We start from the raw sequence: 20572 nt of genomic DNA, 5'->3' as shown, positions 1-20572 counted from the left end.
GCCAAATACGCATATACCCTTCAATTTGCCATAGTTTCAGCACTGTACTGGGATGGTATATCAGGGCAACGAACACACGTCTTGGGGCCGCTTTATTGGAATTCCATATTCGAAACCGGGTCATTCGCATCGAGCCTCGCGATCAGGCGGCGCTCTTGTCCGTTTTGCGCCATCGCTTGAGTCAGCGCACCGGGTTCGCGCTTGCCACGATCAATCTCGATCACCTGGTAAAACTCGCAAGCGATCCGCAGTTTCTGGATGCCTACGCACAGCATGACCTCGTCGTCGCCGATGGCAATCCGATCGTCTGGCTTTCACGTTTGGCAAGGCGACCGGTCGGGCTCGTGCCGGGATCGGACATGATCGTGCCCATGGCCCGGCTCGCCGCCGAAGCGAACGTCAGCGTCGCCCTTGTGGGCAGCACCGAAACCGCATTGAAAGCAGCCGAGGACGGGCTGTCCAACAGCGTGCCGGGCTTACGCATCGCGGCCCGGATCGCACCGCCCATGGGGTTTGATCCGCTGGGGGAGCCGGGGGACATCGTGATTGACCAGCTCAAAGCCACGGATGCCGGTTTGTGCCTGTTGGCACTCGGAGCCCCGAAACAAGAAATCTTCGCCGCGCGCGCCCATGCTCGCCTGCCTCATATGGGCTTCGCCAGTATCGGAGCAGGTCTTGATTTCATCGCCGGACAGCAGCGCCGCGCACCCTTGTGGATACGGCGCCTTGCGTTGGAATGGCTATGGCGTGCCCTTTCAAGCCCGCGCCGCATGGTTCCGAGATATGCGCAGTGCGCCATGATACTTCCCTATCACGCATGGCAGGCATGGCTTCTGAGATAGGGTCCGCGTGACACGACCTTGCTAAAAACGCGAACAGGCAACCTCTCCGGTTGCCTGTTTCCCCATCACCAAGCGCTGCTGCGCGACGTCATTCAGAGCGTGACAGCCGTCGCCAACCCACGCTCGCGCGCCAATTTGGCCGCCACAGACGCCACGGCGAGATCCTGAAGGCCCACGCCAGTCCCATCAAAGAGCGTGATCTCGTCATCTGACGCGCGCCCGGGATGATCGCCATTGATCACCGCACCGACCGGCGTGATATCGCCCTCGGAAATAAGCCCCTGGCCCACAGCATGCTGCGCCTCGCCGATGCTGATCGACTGCGCGATCTCGTCGGCAAAGACGGTGGCCCGCTGAAAGAGTACAGGGTCGACTTCCTGCTTGCCCTTGGTATCGGTGCCCATGCAGGCAATATGCGTGCCGGGCTTGATCCAATCGGCCATGAGCAGCGGCTCGAAGGCGCTGGTGATCGTGATGATCACATCCGCCTGCGCGCCCAATTCCTCCTGGCTCACGCCTTCGAACTCCAGCCCCAGCTCCTCGGCCACCGCTTGCAGACGCGGCAGCATGTCAGGATGTGGGTTCCAGGCCACGACCTTTTCAAAGTCGCGCTGCTCGGCGGCGGCACGCAATTGAAAGGCGGATTGATGGCCCGCACCGACCATGCCCAGCACCTTGGCATCCTTGCGTGCCAGATGCGCGATGGAGACCGAGCTTGAGGCCGCCGTGCGCAGCGCGGTGAGGTAATTGCCCCCCACCAGCGCCGACAATTGCCCGGTGTCGGGATCGAACAGGCACACCGTGGATTGGTGATTGGTCAGCCCCTTGTCCATGTTACCCGGCCAGTAACCGCCCGCCTTGAGCCCGAGGGTCAGGCCGGATTTGTCAAACCCGCCCTTGAACCCGTAGAGCGCATCGGCATGGCCAATGGCCTCGCGCACCACCGGAAAGTTATAGGCGTCGCCCTTGGCCATCGCGCCGAACACGGCCTCGACGGCCGAAAACGCGTCGGCGCGGCTGATCACCTCCTGGCAGATGTCCTCGCCGACGATGACGATGCCTTGGGCCTCTACTTGCTTATCCATCATGCCCGCCCTCAATAGGCCCGGCCACGGGCCGAGACCGGCCAGACGGTTTCGACCTTGCCGTTTCGCACGCCGACATACCAGTCATGCACGTTGCAGGTCGGGTCGCAGTGCCCGGGCACGAGGCGCAGTTTCTCGTTCACCTTGAGCACACCGTCGGGGTCCGCGACCACGCCATGCTCGTCCGAGCATTTGACGTATTCCACGTCCTTGCGGCCAAAGATGAAGGGCAGGCCACTGTCCACCGACTGCGCCTTGAGGCCCGCATCGACGATGGCCTTGTCGGCCTTGGCGTGGCTCATGACAGAGGTCAGGATGAACAGCGCATTTTCCCATTCGCCCTGATCAATCCGGTTGCCGTCCTTGTCCAGAATGCGACCGTAATCGGCATCCATGAACGCGTAAGAGCCGCACTGAAGCTCGTTATAGACCCCCGAATTGCCCTCGAAATAATAGCTTCCGGTGCCGCCACCGCCGACGATATCGCACTCCAGCCCCTCGGCCTTCAGCCCCTCGACGGCATCGCGCACCTGCGCCACCGCGAGGTCGATCTTGGCCTTGCGGTCCTCGTATTTGTCCATGTGCTGCATCGCGCCCTGATAGGCCTGAATGCCCGCAAACTTGAGCCCCGGCGCGCCGTCAATCGCCTTGGCGATCTCGACCACCTCGGGCGTCGTGGTGACACCGCAGCGGCCCGCGCCGCAGTCAATCTCCACCAGACATTCGATCTCGGTGCCATGCTCTTGCGCCGCCGCCGACAGATCCGCCACATTGGTCAGATCATCGACACAGCAGATCGTGCGCGCGCCCAATTTCGGCATCCGCGCCAGACGGTCGATCTTGGCCGGGTCGCGCACTTGGTTGGAGACCAGCACATCCTTGATGCCGCCACGGGCAAAGACCTCGGCCTCGCTCACCTTCTGGCAGCAGACACCGCAAGAGCCGCCAAGGCTCTCTTGCAACAGGGCCACATCCACCGACTTGTGCATTTTGCCGTGCACCCGGTGGCGCATGCCATGCGCCTTCGCCCAATCGCCCATCTTCTTGATGTTGCGCTCCAGCGCGTCGAGATCGAGCACCAGGCAGGGCGTCTGGATCTCGGCCTCGTTCATGCCCGGCAGCGCAGGGATGTCAAAGCCCACTTCGTATTCGTCGAGATTGATCACGTCTTTCATGGTATCCTCCGGTTTTCCATTTGGCCGGGTTCGCGCCCGGCGCCCCCTCACTTGATCCAGGGCAGTTTATCTAGATCGACATTGCCGCCGGTGATGATCACACCGACGCGGCGCCCCGCGAACACCTCGCGGTTTTTCAGGATCGTCGCCAGCGGCACGGCGCAGCTGGCCTCGATCACGATCTTCATCCGCGCCCAGGTCAGTTTCATCGCGTCGATGATCTCGTCTTCGCTGGCGGTCAGGATGTCGGTCACGTTATGAGACACGAAATGCCAGGTATTGTCCTTCAATGGCACCTTGAGCCCATCGGCCACCGTCTCGGGCGCATCATCGGCGATGATATGCCCGGCCTTGAAGCTGCGATAGGCGTCGTCGGCCTGCTCCGGCTCGGCGGCATAGATGTTCACATCGGGTGCGATATTCGACAGCGTGAGACACGTGCCCGAGATCATGCCACCGCCGCCGATGGGGGCGATCACGGCATCCAGCCCCTCGGTCTGTTCCATCAGTTCGGCAGAGCACGTCGCCTGCCCGGCAATGACGCGCAGATCGTTGTAGGGGTGGACAAACTCCGCCCCGGTCTCGGCCTGCACCTTGGCAAAGACCTCCTCGCGGCTGGTGGTCGACGGCTCGCATTCGGTGATGATCCCGCCATAGCCACGCACCGCGTCTTTCTTGGCCTGCGGCGCCGTGCGCGGCATCACAACGTGGCACGGTATACCCCGCCGCCCGGCCGCATAGCTGAGGCTGAGCGCGTGATTGCCCGAGCTGTGCGTCGCGACGCCCAGCCTGGCCGCCTCGTCGCTCAGACCGAACACGGCATTCGACGCACCACGCACCTTGAACGCACCGGCCTTTTGAAAGTTCTCGCACTTGAAGAACAGCTCGGCGCCGGTCAGCTCGTTCAGGAACGACGAGGTGAGCACGGGCGTGCGGTGGATATAGGGCTTGATCCGCTCATGCGCGGCGCGCATGTCCTCAATCGTCAGATCGCTTGCGGTTCGTTGATCCAGCATGTCTCTTCCTTTCACGCGGCTTGTTCGGCCAGATCGGGCTTGGCGTGGGCGCGGTAATATTCCTGTGCCGCGATGACACCAGAGCCCAGCTTGACCGGGTAATTCAAATCGGCCATCGCCATCTCGAGCGTGGCGAGCCCCGAGAGCATCATCGGCTCGGTCAGGCTACCGAGATGGCCGATGCGGAACGCACGCCCGTTCATCTCGCCCAGGCCCACACCAAAGCTCATGCCATAGGTACCAAACACGCGCTCTGTCAGCCGGTTGCTGTCAAACCCTTCGGGCACGAATACCGCACTCACCGTATCAGAATAGAGATCGGGCGTCTGTGCAACCAGTTTAAGCCCCCATGCCGCCACCGCGCGGCGCACCCCCTCCGCAAGCCGTGTGTGGCGCGCATAAACATTGTCGAGCCCTTCCTCGAACAGCATGTTGAGGCTCTCGGCCATGCCGTAGATCAGCTGCAAGGGCGGCGTGTAGGGATAGCCACCCTGTGCGGTTGCGCCCATCATATCACGAAAATCAAAGAACGTACGCGGCAATTTCGCGTCCTGCATGGCACTCAGCGCCTTCGGGCTGACCGCGAGAATCGCCATGCCGGTGTTGAGCATAAAGCCCTTTTGCGAGCCGGAGACGGCGATATCCACACCCCAACCATCCATATCGAACGGCATCGAACCGAGCGAGCTGACGCAATCGACCATGAGAAGCGCGGGGTGGCTCGCACCGTCCATCGCCTGCCGGACGGCCGCAATGTCGGACCGAACGCCGGTCGCGGTCTCGTTATGGGTGACGAGCACGGCCTTGATATCATGCCCGCTATCGGCGCTCAGAGCTTCGGCGAACTTGTCGGCAGGCGCCCCACTTCCCCAGGGGCATTCGATGATCTGCACATCCAGCCCATGACGCTCGCACATGTCGATCCAGCGATGGCTGAACATGCCGTAGCGCGCCACCAGAACCGTATCACCGGGGCTCAGCGTGTTGGTGATCGCCGCCTCCCAGCCTCCGGTGCCGGATGCGGGAAACGTGATGATTTCGCCATCCTTGGTGCCGAACACGGTTTTGCAGCCGTCGAGTACCGGCGCCAGCGTGCCCGCGAACGCAGGCGAACGGTGGTCTTGCGTCTGCACCTGCATGGCGCGACGCAGCCGGTCGGGAATGTTGGTGGGGCCGGGAATGAAAACCGGATTTTGATCTGACATTGCGCCATCCTCCTCTGGAATTGCGGCATACTGACCCAAAAACCGCCCGCGCGCAATTTTCTTGAAAAGCATTTCCATTATAAAATTAAAATACGCAAGCCAATGTTTTTAATTGCTTTTACTTTTTCCATATATGAGCATTGGATTTTTATGAAAATATTTTTTATCTTGCATACAATTGCCCACAGAGGGAATCGACGTTGTGACCCAGACCAAACGCCCCCGCGGCCGGCCCAAATCCCAATTTGCCGATAGCAGCGCCGGAACGATGCAATCGCTGGACCGCGCCCTTGCGGTGCTCACCGCTGTCGCGCGGCAAGAGGGCGTGAACCTGACCGATCTTTCCCTCAGCCTCGGCATCCCCACGGCCACCACACACCGCATCCTGACAACGTTGCAAAAACGCGATTTCGTCCGCTTCGATGAAGAGCGGCAGGATTGGACAATCGGGATCGAGGCGTATCGCACCGGCGTCGCCTATCTCAAGCGCACCAACCTCGCCGATGTGGGCCGCCCGGTGATGCGCCGCCTGATGGAGCAGACCGGCGAAACCGCAAATCTGGCGGTGCCGGACGGGGCCGAGGTCGTCTTTATCGGCCAGGTCGAGACCCAGAATCCGATCCGTGCCTTCTTTCCGCCCGGCTCGCGCACGCCGATGCACGCCTCCGGGACGGGCAAGGCGATTTTGGCGGCCCTGCCCGAAGAACGGCTCATGACCTTGCTCAAGGCGTCCGGCCTGCGCGGTTTTACCGACGAGACATTGGTCACGCCGCGCGCCCTGTTTGACGATCTGTCGGAAACCCGCGCACGCGGCTGGTCGTTTGACCGCAACGAACGCTATGACGGCATGTCCTGCATCGGATCGGCGATTTTCAACGCCCGCGGCGAACCCTGCGCCGGCGTGTCGATCTCGGGCCCCTCGTCGCGCTTTTCCGATGCGCGCCTGCCAGAGTTCGGCGCGGCGGTCGCACAGGCGGCGGCGCAAATCACCCATCTGATCGCAGGGCATGGGACCGCAGAGACCTGAGGCTATTTCTGAAACAGCCGCGTCGCATTGAACAACTCGTCCAGACGTTCATACCGGTCACGCGTCGCAGGCCAGCGCTCTTCCTGTACCGCCGCGATCATCGCTTCGAGCAGCATCATGGTCGAAACGTTGGAATCCCATGCAGACGGGATCTCGACCCAGCAATTGAAGCTATGGCTCGCAAGATCAGAGATCGGGCTCATCCATTGGTCCGTAATCAGCACGACGCGCACGCCCCGCGCCGTGGCAATCTCGGCCAGACGCAGCAGATTGGTCTCATAGCGGCGTATGTCGAACATCAGCAGCGTGTCCCCCTCGACCATGTCGAGCACATAATGCGGCCAGGTGGCCGAGGACGATGTCATATGCGTCACCCGCTCTCGCACCGCCTGAAAATGCGTGAACGCATAGTCGGCAAGCGCCCGCGTGATCCGACCGCCCACCACATAGAGCCGACCATCCGTATCCGCCAACAGGCGCGCCGCCTCGTCAAACCGGACGCTGTCGATATTGGCGAAGGTCTGCTCGATATTCTGCGTCACCGCCTCGGCAAAGCGGTTGAGCGAATGGGTCGCCGGGGCCTCTGACGCCCAGTTGGCGCGGCGCTGAGTCGGCCCCGACACCTTGGCCTCCAACTCCTTGAGCAGAGCCTGATGGAACTGCGGATAGCCCTTGAACCCCAGCTTTTGCACCATCCGCGCCACCGTGGGGGTCGACACCCCCGCATTGCTCGCGACGATCGTGATCGAGGCCAGCCCCGCCGCCGGATAGCTGTCGAGAATCGCCTGCGCGAATTTGCGCTCGGATTGGGTGAGTGCGCTATAATGCTCGCGGATCAGATCGCGCACGGTTGGCGGGGGCTTACTCACATCGCGGCTCCTCGTCTGGCTGCTGCCGAAACAGGCAGGACACGGGGCATTTGCCGCGCGGGCCCTGAAAACATATTGACACAAAATTACCCATGTGGAAAGATTTTTACAGAACTGACAGGGGGCGTATATGCCAAAAGGTCTCAGCAGAGATGATTCTGCCGTGGTCGAGATCATGGACCCGCAGGCCGAGGGGCCGGCGCTGTTCCTGTGTGAACACGCCTCCAACGAGATCCCGGCACACTATGCAGGGCTCGGCCTGGACGCGCAGGCACGTCAGAGCCATGCCGCATGGGATCCGGGCGCGCGCGCCGTCGCCCTGCATCTCGCACAGGCCTGTCACGCTCCGATGGTGGCGGCGCGTGTCTCAAGGCTGGTCTATGACTGCAATCGCCCGCCCGAGGCCGCGAGCGCCACACCCGACCGCACCGAGCTCATCGACGTCCCCGGCAACCGAGACCTCACCGAAGCACAACGCGCCGAGCGCGTGACGCGCGTTTACGAGCCTTTCTGCGCGAGTGTGTCGCAGGTTATTGCCGCACGAAAGGCCGCGCACCTCAACACGGCATTGGTCACGATCCATAGTTTCACGCCGGTCTGGTTCGGCACGCACAGGGAGTGTGAGATCGGCATCCTGCATGACCGCGATACCCGCCTCGCCGATGCGATACTCGCCGAGGCGCACCGCCTGCCGCATCGCACCGTGCGGCGCAATGATCCCTATGGCCCCGACGATGGCGTGACCCATTCCCTGCGGCTGCATGGCCTGTCGCACGGTCTGCTCAATGTCATGATCGAGATACGCAACGATCTGCTGTCCGACGCACAAGCACAGGAAAGCATGGCCCAAGAGGTCCTGACACTCCTGCGTCCGGCTTTGGCGGCGTGCCATACCGCGATCACGGGAGAGGCGCATGCCTAGACCCTTCCTTGCCTATATCCGCGCCATCGACGCGATGAACCGCTTTATCGGGCGTATCGCCATGTATCTGGTCTTTGTGCTGATGGGGGTGCTGCTCTGGTCGTCTGTGTCCAAGGCGGCATTCCTGCCTGCGACATGGACATTGGAGACCGCGCAATTCGTGATGGTCGCCTATTACGTGCTTGGCGGACCCTATTCGATTCAACTGGGCTCGAACGTGCGGATGGATCTGTTCTATGGCGATTGGTCACCGCGCACCAAGGCGATGGTGGACGGCTTCACCGTATTCTTTCTGCTGTTCTATCTTGTCGTCCTCTTCATGGGCGCGGTCAGCTCCACCGCCTATGCGCTCGGCTATTTCGGGATGGAGCCGTTCGCCTTTTTCGGGGATCTGTTCCTGACCCTGATCACCGAGGGGCCGGGCGCCGCCCAGGACAAACTCGGCTTTCTCGAACGCAGCCCGACCGCGTGGCGCCCGCCGCTCTGGCCGATCAAGGTGGTGCTGTGCCTTGGCGTGTTCCTGATGATCCTGCAAGCGTTGGCGGAGTTCCTCCGCGACATCCGATACCTGAGCGAGGGGGAAACCGATGTCGCATGAGTGGATCGCCATCGTCATGTTCGCGGGCATGATGCTGATGCTGATGACCGGGCAGCGGGTGTTCGGGGCCATCGGCTTTGTCGGTGCGCTTGCCGGCGTTCTGCTCTGGGGGACGGGTGGCGTTGAAATCCCGTTCTCGGCGGCGATGAAGCTGATGAAATGGTATCCGCTGCTGACCCTGCCGATGTTCATCTTCATGGGCTATGTCCTCAGCGAGAGCCGCATCGCCGACGACCTTTACAAGATGTTCCATGTCTGGATGGGGCCGGTGCGGGGCGGGCTGGCGATCGGCACGATCGGCCTCATGGTGCTGATTTCGGCGATGAACGGGCTGAGCGTCGCGGGCATGGCCATCGGCGCCACCATCGCGCTGCCCGAGTTGCTGCGCCGGGGCTATGACAAGATCATGGTGACGGGGGTGGTGCAGGCGGGATCGTCGCTCGGCATCCTCGTGCCACCCTCGGTGGTGCTGGTGCTCTACGCGATGATCGCGCGCCAGCCGGTGGGGCAATTGTGGCTGGCGGGGGTCATCCCGGGCCTGCTCATGGCCTCGCTCTTTATCCTCTATATCTATATCCGCTGCCGCATTCAGCCGCATCTCGGCCCGGTGCTGCCCGAGGAAGAGCGCAACGTGTCGATGTCCGAAAAGCTGCGCTTGCTGCGCGCGGGGCTGTTGCCGCTGGTGATCTTCGCGGTGATGATGGTGCCCTTCGTCAAAGGCTGGACGAGCCTCGTGGAAAGCTCCGCCATCGGCGCGATTGCCGCCCTCCTCGCCGCCATGCTCAAGGGGCGGATGACGCGGGCGGTGTTCGAGACGACGGTGCGCAACACGCTGGCGATTTCGTGCATGTTCATGTGGATCATCCTGGCGGCACTCGGCTTTGGCGCGATCTTTGACGGGCTGGGGGCGGTCAACGCCATCGAGGGGCTGTTCACCGAGACGCTCAATCTCAGCCCCTGGATGATCCTGATCCTGATGCAGCTCAGCTTCATCATCATGGGCACGTTTCTGGATGACACCGCGATGCTGGTCATCGTCGCCCCGCTTTACGTGCCGCTTGTCGGTGCGCTCGGGTTCGACCTGATATGGTATGGTGTGCTTTATACGATCACCACGCAGATTGCCTATATGACACCGCCGTTCGGCTATAACCTGTTTCTGATGCGCGCCATGGCCCCGCCCGAGATCGGGCTGCGCGACATCTACCGCTCCATCGTGCCCTTCGTGGGGGTGATGGTGGTGGCGCTGGCGCTGGTGATGATCTTTCCGCAGATCGCCCTCTGGCTGCCGGAATACGTATACGGAAAATAACCCCAAAAGAGCCCTGACGAAGGGGCCATCATTGCAACAAGGAGAAGAACGATGACGACGACAAGACGCAAGTTCCTGAAATCCGCCGGTGCCGGTGCGGTCGCGGCCCCGCTCGCCGCCCCCGCGCTCGCGCAATCGACGATCACCTGGCGCATGCAGACCTATGCCGGCGCGGCCTTGGCCGAGCATGTGGTAAAACCGGCCATCGACACGTTCAACAAGATCGCCGGCGACCGCATGCAGATCGAGCTCTTTTATGCCGATCAGCTGGTGCCGACGGGCGAGCTGTTCCGCGCCATGCAGCGCGGCACCATCGACGCGGTGCAATCGGATGATGACAGCATGGCGAGCCCGACCGAAGTCACCGTCTTTGGCGGCTATTTCCCGTTCGGCTCGCGCTACAGCCTCGATGTGCCGGTGCTGTTCAACCAGTATGGCCTCAAGGAGATCTGGGACGAGGAATATGCCAAGGTCGGCGTCAAGCATATCAGCGCCGGGTCGTGGGACCCGTGCCATTTCGCCACCAAGGACCCGATCCACAGCCTTGAGGATCTCAAGGGCAAGCGCGTCTTTACCTTCCCGACGGCGGGCCGGTTCCTGTCGCAATTCGGCGTGGTCCCAGTGACTCTGCCATGGGAGGATATCGAGGTCGCGGTGCAGACCGGCGAGCTTGACGGCATCGCATGGTCGGGCATCACCGAGGATTACACGGTGGGTTGGGCGGATGTGACCAACTATTTCCTGACCAACAATATCTCGGGCGCATGGGTTGGCCATTTCTTCGCCAATATGGGCCGTTGGGAGGAATTGCCGGAAGATCTGAAACTTCTGCTCGCCACCTGCATGGAACAGTCGCACTACTATCGCCAATGGTGGTATTGGGGCGGCGAGGCGCGTCTGCGCGTGCACGGCGAAAAGATGCAGCTGACGACGATCCCGGATGCGGAATGGGCGACGGTCGAGAGCGCCGCGCGCGAATTCTGGGACGAGATCGCGGCGCAATCCGAGACCAAGGCCAAGGTCGTGAAGATCTTCAAGCAATACAACGCCGATATGGAAAAGGCCGGACGCCCCTACCGCTATACCTGAGCGGGGCCTGTCCCGATACACAAAGGGGGCCTGTTACGGGCCCCCTTTCCCAAGCCTGAACGGAGCGAAAGACCATGACTGCCCTGACACTGGATGCGCTGAAAACCAAGGCCGCGAGCGGCGAGATTGACACGGTGCTGGCCTGCGCCGTGGACATGCAGGGCCGCCTTGTGGGCAAGCGGTTCCACGTGTCGAACTTTATTGAGGCGGGCTTTGAGGAAACGCATTCCTGCAACTACCTGCTCGCCACCGATCTGGAGATGGCAACGCCCGACGGCTATGCCGCGACAAGCTGGGCCTCGGGCTATGGCGATTACACGATGAAGCCTGACCTCGCCACGCTCTGCCCGGTGCCGTGGCTCGAGGGGACAGCGCTGGTGCTCTGCGATTTCCTCGATCATCATTCGCACGGCCCGGTGCCGCATTCCCCGCGCCAGATCCTCAAGGCGCAGATCGAGCGGGCGACCGCCATGGGCCTGACGCCGATGATGGCGACCGAATTGGAGTTTTTCCTCTTTCAGCACTCCTATGACGAGATCCGCGCCAGCGGGTACCGTGACCTGACGACGCTGGTGAAATACAATCAGGATTACTCGATCCAGTTCACCACCCGCGACGAGCATGTCATGCGCCCGGTGCGCAACGCGCTATACGCCATGGGCATTCCGGTCGAGAACACCAAGGGCGAGGCCGAGATCGGGCAGGAAGAGCTCAACATCCGCTATGGAGACGCGCTCGAGGCCTGCGACCGGCACACCTTGGCCAAGCACGCGGTCAAGGAAATTGCCGCCCAGCACGGCCATGCCGCGACCTTCCTGCCGAAATGGCGCACTGACAAGGTGGGCAGTGCCGCGCATATCCACCAATCGCTGTTCAACGCCGGGGGCAACGTGTTCTTTGACGCAGACGCGCCGCATTCGATGTCGCAGGTGATGCGCCATTACGTGGCCGGGCTGTTGAAATACGCGCCCGACTGCATGCTGCTGATGGCCCCCTATATCAACAGTTACAAGCGCTTCGTGCCGGGCACCTTCGCCCCGACCAAGACCGCCTGGTCGATCGACAACCGCACTGCCGGGTTCCGGCTGGTGGGCGAGGGCACCAAGGGCGTGCGCATCGAATGCCGCATCCCCGGCTCCGACATGAACCCCTATCTCGCCTGTGCCGGGCAACTGGCGGCGGGGCTGGCCGGGATCGAAGAGGGGCTGGACCTGCCCGATCCCGCGCAGGGCGATCTCTACAGCATGGCGGACGTGGCCGAGGTGCCGCACAAGCTGAGCATGGCAACCGAGACCTTCCGCAACTCGGCGATGCTGCGGCAGGCCTTCGGGGATGCGGTGGTCGATCACTACACCCGCGCGGCGGAGGTCGAGCAAGAAGATTTCGACCGCGCGGTGACCGATTACGAAGTGCAGCGCGGATTCGAGCGGGCGTGAGGGCGGCAACGCCGGAGTTGAGTATTTTTGGAACAATGAAAGGGCGGGACATGCGCCCGCCGGGAGGGGTGTGAAAATGCCGGAACTGACCTGTATATCGCCGATCGACGGATCGGTCTTTGCCACCCGCGAGACGCTGAGCGCCGAGGCGGCGCGCGCGGCCATTGCCGAGGCCCGCGCGGCGCAGGCGGCATGGGCCGCGCGCCCCTTGCAGGAGCGGATAGATCTGGTGATGGCGGGCGTCGCCGCTGTTGGTGAGATGAACGACGAGATCGTGCCGGAACTGGCGCGCATGATGGGCCGCCCGGTGCGCTATGGCGGCGAATTCGACGGTTTCAACGAGCGTGCCTCCTATATGGCCGAGATCGCCGCGCAGGGGCTGGCGGATATCGAGGTGTCGGAGGACGGCGCGTTCCACCGCTATATCCGCCGCGTGCCGCATGGCGTGGTGTTCGTGGTGGCGCCGTGGAATTACCCCTACATGACGGCGATCAACACCGTCGCCCCGGCCCTTATCGCCGGCAACGCGGTGGTGCTGAAACACGCGACGCAGACCCTGCTTGTGGGCGAGCGCATGGCGCAGGCGTTCCATGCGGCGGGCGTGCCAGAGGCCGTGTTCCGCAATGTGTTTCTGGATCACGACACCACCTCGACGCTCATTGCCGACCGGCAGTTCGATTTCGTCAATTTCACCGGCTCTGTCGGCGGCGGTCAGGCGATGGAGCGTGCCGCCGCGGGCACCTTTACCGGGCTGGGGCTGGAACTGGGTGGCAAGGACCCGGGCTATGTGATGGACGACGCCGACCCCGCTGTGGCCGCCGAGGGGCTGATTGACGCCGCGATGTTCAACTCGGGCCAATGCTGCTGCGGGATCGAGCGGATTTATGTGCATGAAAGCCTGTTTGACGTCTTCGTGGCAAAGGCGGTCGAGATCGTGAACGGTTACCGCCTGGGCGATCCGCTGGACCATGAGACCACAATCGGGCCGATGGCCAACACACGCTTTGCCGCAGAGGTGCGCAAGCAAATCGACGAGGCCGTGGCGGCGGGCGCTGTGGCGCATATCGCGACCATGCCGGAGGACGATGGCGGCTGTTACCTGACGCCGCAGATCCTGACCAATGTCACCCATGACATGCGCGTCATGCGCGACGAGAGCTTTGGCCCCGTGGTCGGCATCATGCCGGTCAGGGACGACAGGCACGCGATCGCCCTGATGAATGACAGCCCCTTCGGCCTGACCGCATCGCTCTGGACCCGTGACGCCGAGCGCGCCGCACGGGTGGGCGACGCCATCGAGACCGGCACCGTCTTCATGAACCGCGCCGATTACCTCGATCCCGCACTGTGCTGGACCGGCTGCAAGAGCACCGGACGCGGTGGCGCGCTCTCGGTCATCGGCTATCACAACCTGACCCGTCCCAAATCCTACCATCTCAAGAAGGCAACGACATGACACTTACCGCAAACTGGTCCTATCCCACCGCCATCCGTTTCGGCGCGGGCCGCATCGCGGAGCTGGCCGAGGCTTGCACACAGGCAGGCATCGCCCGCCCGCTGCTGGTCACCGACAAGGGGCTGGCCCCGCTGCCGATCACCGCGCAGGCAATGGATATCCTGCGCAAGGCGGGGCTGGAGGCCGCCGTATTCGCGCAGGTCGATCCCAACCCCAACGAGATCAACCTCGCCGCCGGGGTCGAGGCCTACAAGGCCGGAGACCATGACGGGGTGATCGCGTTTGGCGGCGGCTCGGGGCTCGACCTTGGCAAATGCGTGGCCTTCATGGCGGGGCAAACGCGGCCGGTCTGGGATTTCGAGGATATCGGCGATTGGTGGACGCGCGCCGATGCCGATGCCATCGCCCCGATCATCGCCGTTCCGACCACGGCAGGGACCGGCTCGGAGGTCGGGCGCGCAGGGGTGCTGACCAACTCTGTAACCCACGAGAAAAAGATAATCTTTCACCCAAAAATGCTGCCCGCAACAGTGATCTGTGATCCCGAACTGACCGTCGGCATGCCAAAGGCGATCACGGCGGGCACCGGGCTCGATGCCTTTGCCCATTGCGTCGAGGCGTTTTCCTCGCCGCATTACCACCCGATGAGTCAGGGCATCGCGCTCGAAGGCATGCGGCTGGTGATCGAGAACCTGCCGCGCGCCTATGCCGACGGTACCGATATCGAGGCGCGCGCGCATATGATGAGTGCTGCGGCCATGGGCGCGACGGCCTTTCAAAAAGGGCTGGGCGCAATCCACGCCATGAGCCATCCCATCGGCGCGCATTTCAACACCCATCACGGCACCACCAATGCGGTCTGCATGCCGGCGGTGCTCGATCTCAACGCCGATATGATCCGCCACCGCTTCGACCGGGCGACAGGCTACTTGGGTCTGGAGGGCGGCTTTGTCGGCTTCTGTGCCTTCGTGCAGGACTTCAACGACCGGTTGGGAATTCCACGGCACCTGTCAGATCTGGGCGTCACCGCAGACGCCATCCCCGAGCTTGTCAAAGGCGCGCTGACAGATCCGAGCTGTGGCGGAAATCCCATGCCTCTGACCGAGGAAAATCTGACGGCGCTCTTCAAGACAGCGCTCTGAGCGTCGCGTTTCATCTGGCCAGAATGATCTGAGGGGTATGGGGCACAGCGTCCCCATACCTCTGCCGGCCAGACAGCTCAGAAAGGTGCCGAAAACGCGGGCTCCGGTGCCTGCATGAAGATCAGGCGAGTGAACCGCTCCGCTTGATGCGCGCAATACACAGGGCGCAGCACATCGCGGGAACGCTTCAGTGCTGTGTCCTCAGACCTCGGGCAGCGCGTCGCGCCGGATCATGGTCCGCAGAGCAAAACTGGATCGCATCGACCTGATACCCGGCGTCTGCATCAGACCATCCTCTAGAAACCGGTCAAAGCCCGCCAGATCAGCGGCCACAACCCGGATCAGCACATCCCGCGTGCCGGTCATCAGGTAGCATTCCATCACCTCGTCAAAGCTCCTGAGCCGGTCCTCGAACGCCTTGATCGCATCGCGCCTGTGATGTTCGAGCTCCACGAAGATGAACGCGTTCAGAGGCAGGCCAAGCTTTTCCTGATCCACCCGTGCAGCGTAGCCCGTGATGACCCCGTCGCCCTCAAGACGCGCGATGCGGCGCGCGAGCGGTGTCGCAGACAGCCCGACGACCGCCGAGAGATCGGCCAGTTTCTGACGTCCGTCCTGTTGCAGGGCGGCGATGATCCGACGGTCTATAGCATCCATTTTCCCTAAAATATCCTTCTTTCCTCGGCAAAATCTCTAACCGTCACGGCCAAGTGACCAAAGTTTGCTGTTTTTTCGCGCCTGACTGGTTTTAGCTTGGGTCGCAGGAGGATTCCACCATGCTCACACGCCTTTCATCGCCCACCCACGAAGAACTGTACCGCGTCGAGGACCACGACAGCGGCTTGCGCGGTTTCATTGCGCTGCATTCCACCCGGCTCGGCCCGGCGGCGGGAGGGTTGAGGATGCGCATGTACGACGGGGACGATGCCGCAGTTCAGGACGTGCTCAACCTCTCGCGCGGCATGAGCTACAAGAATGCCGCCGCCGGTCTGCCGCTTGGCGGTGGCAAGGCGGTGATCATGGGCAATCCCGAGACGGAAAAGACGCCCGACCTCCTGCGAGCCATGGGCCGCGCCATCGACAGTCTCGCAGGCCGGTACTGGACCGCCGAAGACATGGGAATGTCCCCTGGGGACATGGCCGAGATCGCCCGCGAGACAGATTTTGTCGCCGGGCGGGAACAGGGGGCGCATGCCAGCGGTGATCCGTCCCCCGTCACCGCGCGCGGCGTGTTCGACGCGATGCAGGCCGGTGCCATGCAGCTTTGGGGCAAGGCGGGTCTGAAAGGACGGTCAGTCGCGGTGCAGGGCCTGGGCCACGTCGGATGGCATCTTTGCCTGCTTTTGCACGAGGCCGGCGCGCAGCTTCTGGTGGCCGACAGTGACCCGGCGCGCGTTGCCTCGACCCTCAAGGAATTCGGGGCGGCGCAGGTTGACACACAAGACATCCACGCGGCGAAGGCCGATATCTTTGCACCCTGCGCCATCGGTGCCGTTCTGAATTCAGGCAGCATCCCGAACATACGGGCAAGTATGGTCTGCGGGGCGGCGAATAATCAGCTTGCCACGCCCGACGACGCCGACGCGTTGCACGCGCGGGGCATTCTTTATCTGCCGGATTACGTGGCCAACGGCGGGGGCATCATCAATGTTGCCGCCGAAATCCTCCGGATCGCCGAACGTGAAAGCTGGGTCACGGACCGGCTTGCCGCCATGCAGGTCAACATGGCGCAGATCCTGAAACGCGCGGCGGCAGAAAATGTGAGCCCGGCCAGGATCGCGGACCGGATGGTCGAGAATCAGCTCTTGGCGCAGGCGGTATGAGCGGATTCCAGAATTGTATCGGCACGGGGGCATTGGTACGATAAGATCGACACCTTTCGGAGCTCTGCCATGCGCCTGCTTTTGACCTTGCTGCTCGCTCTTGTCGTTGCCCCCGCTCTTCGGGCCGAGACCCGGCTGAGCGAAAACGTCAGCCTTGCGCATGGCACCTTCAGCAGCGGCGGGGGCCTGACGATCGCCGCAGAACTGCGCCAGACGGCTCAGGGCGGCACCGTGCTCTGCGGCGCATGGTCCGAGAGCGCAAGCCAGGCCAGCTATACCAACGGCGAGGCACGGCGCATCCTGCAATTGGCCAGCGTCTCGATTGACGGACAACGCGTCGCCACGGATCTGGGGTTTATGCCCAGGGTAGAGCCACAACTGGACTATGCAGGCACTCCCGCCACCTGCGCGCTCATTGATCTGCCGTGGCGCATCGGACGCGTCCCGGAGATCTTCTTGCCACGTCAACAGATCACCCGATCCGGCGGAGACAATTCCGCCCCTAACATCGTCTTTCGCCAATCCGCTCCGGGCGCTCAGGGGGCTGCGCTGGAAGTGATCCCTTTCTTGCGCCGCAACAGCCGCCTTGTGCCCCTCACGGATGCGGCGCAGACGGTCGACGGGGGCTATAGCAGCGGAGGAGGTATTCGGCTCACCGCAGAGCTGCGTCCGGTGGACGGACGCGCGCATCTCTGCGGGGTCTGGTCGGATTTGCCAGGTCAGGACCCGAGGACACAAGGGCTGGGGCGCGAAATGCTACGGCGGGCAAGTGTCGCCTCGGGCAAAGAGCTGATACTGACCGATCTCAGCGAATTGCGCCGGGCCACGCTGCGCGTGGACTACCTTGGCGTGCAGGCAACCTGTCTCGACACCGGACGGGCCTGGACCAAGACCCGGGGACCGTTCGATCTCCGGCTGCCGCAGCAAGTGGTCTATCGCAACACCACCCCGAAGGGCCGCACGCTTATCCGGTTCGGCCACTGACGCATCCCGCGCATCAAAAGACCGTGCGCCACAGGTTGGCGACACAATGATCCTTGCCGGACATCGGCCCAAACGCTTTAGCTGCGCCGCCCCGGCGGATCGAACGGCAGGAATTCCACTGCCGATTGTTTGACCGGCGCCGGGTAGAGCTTCATCAGCTCCAGCACGTCGTTGGGCAGCCCCACCGTGACCGGCAATCCCAGGTCCGCCGCCTCGTCAGATGTCAGAGCATAGTCATGCGTCCATGTGCCCGACGCCAGAGTGTCGGCAAGGGCTTCGGCCTTGGCGCGGTCCATGCGCGCGGCCATCAACTCGACCGCGCCACGCTTGACCTGTCGTGTGGCCTTGTCACTGACATCGGCCAGCACCAAAGCGATATCCGAAACATGCTCGACCGGCTTGGCATCGCGCGCCGCGATGATCGACGCCGCCGAGATCCCCATGATCTGCGGATCGATCGGCCCCAGCATTGAAAACTCTCCCATCACGATCTCGTCGGCGGCAAGCGCGATCAGCGTACCGCCCGACATGGCGTAGATCGGCACATGAACGGTCACCTTGGCCGGATGCGCCTCGACGGCACGGGCGATCTGCATGGCCGCGATGACAAGCCCGCCGGGCGTGTGCAACACAAGGTCGATCGGCGTCTCGTCGGGCGTTGTCTTGATCGCCGAGATGATGGATTGCGCATCCTCCAGTCCGATCATGTTGGACATGCTGAAGCCGAAGAGGCTGCGCTTTTCCTGCCGGTGTATCATCGTGATAACCCGGCTGCCGCGCCGCCGCTCGATGGCGCGGATCGCCTGCTCGCGCCGAAAGGCGAACATGCGCCCGGTGAGCAACGGTTGCAGCATGAAAGCCAGAAAGGCCAGCAGGATCAGGGTGGAGAGATTAAAATCCATTCGGGTTGGTCCTGTCTTGCGGCGGGGATCAGAGGCATCGGGCCGAGTGTCGCAGGACAGGGCAAGGTTGTGAATTGAAAAATCCCGAGAGTTGGGGCACAAAGTCAGTCAACATAAAGGCCCGGAACAGGGCATAGGGCAAGAGGCACGGGCAATGAGGCGAATGGCGATCCTGGGTGCGATGCTGGCATTGGCGGGCTGCGGCGGGGCCAATGGGTTTCGCGGTGACACGCGAGGGGTCCCCATGGCGACGGGCCCGATCAGCAACGCATGCCTGCAATCCGACCGCAAGGCCCGGTCGCGCGCACTCTGCGGATGTGTTCAGGCGGTGGCGAACCAGACGCTGAGCGGCGCACAACAGCGCCGTGCCGTCGGGTTCTACAAAAACCCGCATTCGGCGCAGGAAATCCGCCAGTCGGATCGTCCGGGCGACGAGAGCTTCTGGCGCGCCTACAGCGCCTATGCAGAGCGCGCCGAGCGGGTCTGCCGCTGACCGGTCACGCCTTGAGCCGATAGCCGACCGCCAGCATGCGCCACGCCAGCAGGCAGACGGCTGTCGTCGCCCCGACACCGATGACGAGCCCAAGAACCGGAGGGCTGTCGGACACGCCGATAACACCATAGCGCGCGCCATCAATCAGGTAGAAAATCGGGTTGAAATGGGTGATCGAGTAGAGCACCGGTGGCAGCGCTTCGACCGAATAGAACGTCCCGGACAGGAACGCGAGCGGCGTCACGATGAAGTTGGTGATCGCCGCCATCTGATCGAATTTATTGGCGAATATTCCCGCCACGATGCCGATCCCGCTCATGAAGGCCGCACCGAGGAACACGAAGACAAGCGCCCAGAACGGATGCGACAGGCCGATGCCGAGGAACACCCAAAGGCCAAGCCAGATCGCAAAGGCCACAAGCAGGCCGCGCCCGACGCCACCGGCCAGATATCCAAGCACAAGCTCTCCCCCGGACAACGGCGGCATGAGCGTGTCCACGATATTGCCCTGAACCTTTGAAATCACAATCGAGGAAGAGGTATTGGCAAACGCGTTCTGAATGACCGTCATCATCAGGATACCCGGCGCGATGAAGGTGGTAAAAGGCTGCCCCATCACATCGCCACGCGTCGGGCCGATCGCGATGCTGAAAATCAAAAGGAAAAGACCGGCCGTCACCAAAGGCGCCATGATCGTCTGTGTCCAGACCGACATGAAACGCAGCGTTTCCCGCTCGGCCAGCGTGGCCAGTCCCAGCCAGTTGACCCGACCGAAACGACGCTCCCCCATCTCCGCCAGCGCAGTGTGAGAGCCGCGCTCCGCATGATCCAGCATTTCCTGCTCCTTTTGCCCCTGATTTCTTGGCGCCAGGCCGCCGGGCCTCGATTCGGTGCCTTGTAACTCAGACGCCAGTGATTAGAATAGGGCCTTGATCCGATTTGCAAGGCGGCGGGCCCGGGGCCCGGTCCGCCTTTTGACCGAAGGAAGCCCCGATGTCCTGGAATGACGAACGCGTAGAACTGCTCAAGAAGATGTGGGGCGAGGGCCAATCCGCGAGCCAGATCGCAAAGGAGTTGGGTGGCGTGACCCGCAATGCGGTGATCGGCAAGGTGCATCGCCTTGGACTGTCCAATCGCAACGGTTCCGGCACGACCGGCGCCGCCGCCGCGGCCCCGGCCGAAGCGGCGCCCAAGGC

21 protein-coding genes are annotated in these 20572 nt (G+C 62.8%); 13 read left to right on the top strand and 8 right to left on the bottom strand.

What is annotated here, in order from left to right; genetic code table 11:
* Window positions 1-95: 95 nt before the first annotated feature.
* Window positions 96-842, top strand: coding sequence for a WecB/TagA/CpsF family glycosyltransferase (locus Q0X85_RS06860; protein WP_297770790.1), 747 nt, complete (start codon window positions 96-98; stop codon window positions 840-842).
* A gap of 92 nt (window positions 843-934) precedes the next feature.
* Here the strand turns inward: Q0X85_RS06860 and bhcD are convergent, their stop codons facing one another.
* Genes bhcD through bhcA form a run of 4 tightly spaced genes read right to left on the bottom strand, consistent with a single transcriptional unit; the run spans window position 935 to window position 5323 of the window.
* Complete coding sequence (gene bhcD / locus Q0X85_RS06855) at window positions 935-1927, bottom strand: iminosuccinate reductase BhcD (RefSeq protein WP_297770772.1); 993 nt, start codon at window positions 1925-1927, stop codon at window positions 935-937.
* Between the two features lie 11 nt (window positions 1928-1938).
* Window positions 1939-3102 (bottom strand): 3-hydroxy-D-aspartate aldolase BhcC, encoded by a 1164-nt coding sequence (gene bhcC, locus Q0X85_RS06850; protein WP_297770768.1) that lies wholly within the window; start codon window positions 3100-3102, stop codon window positions 1939-1941.
* Window positions 3103-3149: 47 nt separating this feature from the next.
* Window positions 3150-4118 (bottom strand): beta-hydroxyaspartate dehydratase BhcB, encoded by a 969-nt coding sequence (gene bhcB, locus Q0X85_RS06845; protein WP_297770765.1) that lies wholly within the window; start codon window positions 4116-4118, stop codon window positions 3150-3152.
* 11 nt (window positions 4119-4129) lie between these two features.
* Window positions 4130-5323, bottom strand: coding sequence for an L-aspartate--glyoxylate aminotransferase BhcA (gene bhcA / locus Q0X85_RS06840; protein WP_297770762.1), 1194 nt, complete (start codon window positions 5321-5323; stop codon window positions 4130-4132).
* A 202-nt stretch (window positions 5324-5525) separates the two neighbouring features.
* On the opposite strand from bhcA, the gene bhcR reads away from it, so the two are divergent.
* Window positions 5526-6350 (top strand): HTH-type transcriptional regulator BhcR, encoded by an 825-nt coding sequence (gene bhcR / locus Q0X85_RS06835; RefSeq protein WP_297770759.1) that lies wholly within the window; start codon window positions 5526-5528, stop codon window positions 6348-6350.
* Between the two features lie 2 nt (window positions 6351-6352).
* Here bhcR and Q0X85_RS06830 read toward each other — a convergent pair whose 3' ends face one another.
* Window positions 6353-7219 (bottom strand): MurR/RpiR family transcriptional regulator, encoded by an 867-nt coding sequence (locus tag Q0X85_RS06830; protein ID WP_297770756.1) that lies wholly within the window; start codon window positions 7217-7219, stop codon window positions 6353-6355.
* A 130-nt stretch (window positions 7220-7349) separates the two neighbouring features.
* Between Q0X85_RS06830 and Q0X85_RS06825 the strand changes: the two genes are divergently transcribed.
* The 7 genes from Q0X85_RS06825 (at window position 7350) to Q0X85_RS06795 (ending at window position 15174) form a co-directional block, all read left to right on the top strand.
* Window positions 7350-8141 (top strand): N-formylglutamate amidohydrolase, encoded by a 792-nt coding sequence (locus Q0X85_RS06825; protein WP_297770753.1) that lies wholly within the window; start codon window positions 7350-7352, stop codon window positions 8139-8141.
* Window positions 8134-8739, top strand: coding sequence for a TRAP transporter small permease subunit (locus Q0X85_RS06820; protein WP_297770750.1), 606 nt, complete (start codon window positions 8134-8136; stop codon window positions 8737-8739). Before Q0X85_RS06825 ends, Q0X85_RS06820 begins: the two co-directional genes overlap by 8 nt.
* On the top strand, window positions 8729-10051 hold the full coding sequence (locus Q0X85_RS06815; protein ID WP_297770748.1) for a TRAP transporter large permease subunit: 1323 nt from the start codon (window positions 8729-8731) through the stop codon (window positions 10049-10051). The genes Q0X85_RS06820 and Q0X85_RS06815 overlap by 11 nt, the downstream gene beginning before the upstream one ends.
* 51 nt (window positions 10052-10102) lie before the next feature.
* The gene (locus tag Q0X85_RS06810; protein ID WP_297770745.1) at window positions 10103-11140 is read left to right on the top strand and encodes a TRAP transporter substrate-binding protein; all 1038 of its coding nucleotides are present in this window, start codon (window positions 10103-10105) and stop codon (window positions 11138-11140) included.
* 74 nt (window positions 11141-11214) lie between these two features.
* A complete protein-coding gene (locus Q0X85_RS06805) occupies window positions 11215-12576 on the top strand; it encodes a glutamine synthetase family protein (protein ID WP_297770742.1) in 1362 nt (453 codons plus the stop codon).
* Window positions 12577-12652: 76 nt separating this feature from the next.
* The gene (locus Q0X85_RS06800) at window positions 12653-14032 is read left to right on the top strand and encodes an aldehyde dehydrogenase family protein (RefSeq protein WP_297770739.1); all 1380 of its coding nucleotides are present in this window, start codon (window positions 12653-12655) and stop codon (window positions 14030-14032) included.
* On the top strand, window positions 14029-15174 hold the full coding sequence (locus Q0X85_RS06795) for an iron-containing alcohol dehydrogenase (protein WP_297770736.1): 1146 nt from the start codon (window positions 14029-14031) through the stop codon (window positions 15172-15174). The genes Q0X85_RS06800 and Q0X85_RS06795 overlap by 4 nt, the downstream gene beginning before the upstream one ends.
* Window positions 15175-15375: 201 nt before the next feature.
* On the opposite strand, the gene Q0X85_RS06790 is transcribed toward Q0X85_RS06795, so the two are convergent.
* A complete protein-coding gene (locus tag Q0X85_RS06790) occupies window positions 15376-15831 on the bottom strand; it encodes an Lrp/AsnC family transcriptional regulator (RefSeq protein WP_297770733.1) in 456 nt (151 codons plus the stop codon).
* A 119-nt stretch (window positions 15832-15950) separates the two neighbouring features.
* On the opposite strand from Q0X85_RS06790, the gene Q0X85_RS06785 reads away from it, so the two are divergent.
* Both Q0X85_RS06785 and Q0X85_RS06780 read left to right on the top strand, forming a co-directional pair.
* Complete coding sequence (locus tag Q0X85_RS06785) at window positions 15951-16997, top strand: Glu/Leu/Phe/Val dehydrogenase dimerization domain-containing protein (protein ID WP_297770730.1); 1047 nt, start codon at window positions 15951-15953, stop codon at window positions 16995-16997.
* 69 nt (window positions 16998-17066) lie between these two features.
* Window positions 17067-17981, top strand: coding sequence for an orotidine 5-phosphate decarboxylase (locus tag Q0X85_RS06780; protein WP_297770728.1), 915 nt, complete (start codon window positions 17067-17069; stop codon window positions 17979-17981).
* A gap of 77 nt (window positions 17982-18058) precedes the next feature.
* Here the strand turns inward: Q0X85_RS06780 and Q0X85_RS06775 are convergent, their stop codons facing one another.
* Window positions 18059-18883, bottom strand: a complete 825-nt coding sequence (locus Q0X85_RS06775; RefSeq protein WP_297770725.1) for an ATP-dependent Clp protease proteolytic subunit — start codon at window positions 18881-18883, stop codon at window positions 18059-18061.
* Between the two features lie 163 nt (window positions 18884-19046).
* Between Q0X85_RS06775 and Q0X85_RS06770 the strand changes: the two genes are divergently transcribed.
* Window positions 19047-19376: a hypothetical protein gene (locus tag Q0X85_RS06770; RefSeq protein ID WP_366129496.1), complete on the top strand. Its 330-nt coding sequence runs from the start codon at window positions 19047-19049 to the stop codon at window positions 19374-19376.
* A 4-nt stretch (window positions 19377-19380) separates the two neighbouring features.
* On the opposite strand, the gene Q0X85_RS06765 is transcribed toward Q0X85_RS06770, so the two are convergent.
* The gene (locus Q0X85_RS06765) at window positions 19381-20211 is read right to left on the bottom strand and encodes an ABC transporter permease (protein WP_297770718.1); all 831 of its coding nucleotides are present in this window, start codon (window positions 20209-20211) and stop codon (window positions 19381-19383) included.
* A 158-nt stretch (window positions 20212-20369) separates the two neighbouring features.
* Between Q0X85_RS06765 and Q0X85_RS06760 the strand changes: the two genes are divergently transcribed.
* On the top strand, window positions 20370-20572 hold a 203-nt coding region (locus Q0X85_RS06760; RefSeq protein ID WP_297770716.1), incomplete at its 3' end, for a GcrA family cell cycle regulator.

The sequence above is a fragment of the uncultured Roseovarius sp. genome, from assembly GCF_947259555.1.
In the GTDB taxonomy this organism is placed as follows: domain Bacteria; phylum Pseudomonadota; class Alphaproteobacteria; order Rhodobacterales; family Rhodobacteraceae; genus Roseovarius.
This window is presented reverse-complemented; position numbering and strand designations above follow the sequence as displayed.

Excerpts from the sequence above, each read along its gene's own strand:
- bhcD (WP_297770772.1), bottom strand. The coding sequence starts at position 1,927 with ATGGATAAGCAAGTAGAGGCCCAAGGCATCGTCATCGTCGGCGAGGAC.
- bhcC (WP_297770768.1), bottom strand. The coding sequence starts at position 3,102 with ATGAAAGACGTGATCAATCTCGACGAATACGAAGTGGGCTTTGACATC.
- bhcB (WP_297770765.1), bottom strand. The coding sequence starts at position 4,118 with ATGCTGGATCAACGAACCGCAAGCGATCTGACGATTGAGGACATGCGC.
- bhcA (WP_297770762.1), bottom strand. The coding sequence starts at position 5,323 with ATGTCAGATCAAAATCCGGTTTTCATTCCCGGCCCCACCAACATTCCC.
- Q0X85_RS06825 (WP_297770753.1), top strand. The coding sequence starts at position 7,350 with ATGCCAAAAGGTCTCAGCAGAGATGATTCTGCCGTGGTCGAGATCATG.
- Q0X85_RS06820 (WP_297770750.1), top strand. The coding sequence starts at position 8,134 with ATGCCTAGACCCTTCCTTGCCTATATCCGCGCCATCGACGCGATGAAC.
- Q0X85_RS06815 (WP_297770748.1), top strand. The coding sequence starts at position 8,729 with ATGTCGCATGAGTGGATCGCCATCGTCATGTTCGCGGGCATGATGCTG.
- Q0X85_RS06810 (WP_297770745.1), top strand. The coding sequence starts at position 10,103 with ATGACGACGACAAGACGCAAGTTCCTGAAATCCGCCGGTGCCGGTGCG.
- Q0X85_RS06805 (WP_297770742.1), top strand. The coding sequence starts at position 11,215 with ATGACTGCCCTGACACTGGATGCGCTGAAAACCAAGGCCGCGAGCGGC.
- Q0X85_RS06800 (WP_297770739.1), top strand. The coding sequence starts at position 12,653 with ATGCCGGAACTGACCTGTATATCGCCGATCGACGGATCGGTCTTTGCC.
- Q0X85_RS06795 (WP_297770736.1), top strand. The coding sequence starts at position 14,029 with ATGACACTTACCGCAAACTGGTCCTATCCCACCGCCATCCGTTTCGGC.
- Q0X85_RS06790 (WP_297770733.1), bottom strand. The coding sequence starts at position 15,831 with ATGGATGCTATAGACCGTCGGATCATCGCCGCCCTGCAACAGGACGGA.
- Q0X85_RS06785 (WP_297770730.1), top strand. The coding sequence starts at position 15,951 with ATGCTCACACGCCTTTCATCGCCCACCCACGAAGAACTGTACCGCGTC.
- Q0X85_RS06780 (WP_297770728.1), top strand. The coding sequence starts at position 17,067 with ATGCGCCTGCTTTTGACCTTGCTGCTCGCTCTTGTCGTTGCCCCCGCT.
- Q0X85_RS06775 (WP_297770725.1), bottom strand. The coding sequence starts at position 18,883 with ATGGATTTTAATCTCTCCACCCTGATCCTGCTGGCCTTTCTGGCTTTC.
- Q0X85_RS06770 (WP_366129496.1), top strand. The coding sequence starts at position 19,047 with ATGGCGATCCTGGGTGCGATGCTGGCATTGGCGGGCTGCGGCGGGGCC.
- Q0X85_RS06765 (WP_297770718.1), bottom strand. The coding sequence starts at position 20,211 with ATGCTGGATCATGCGGAGCGCGGCTCTCACACTGCGCTGGCGGAGATG.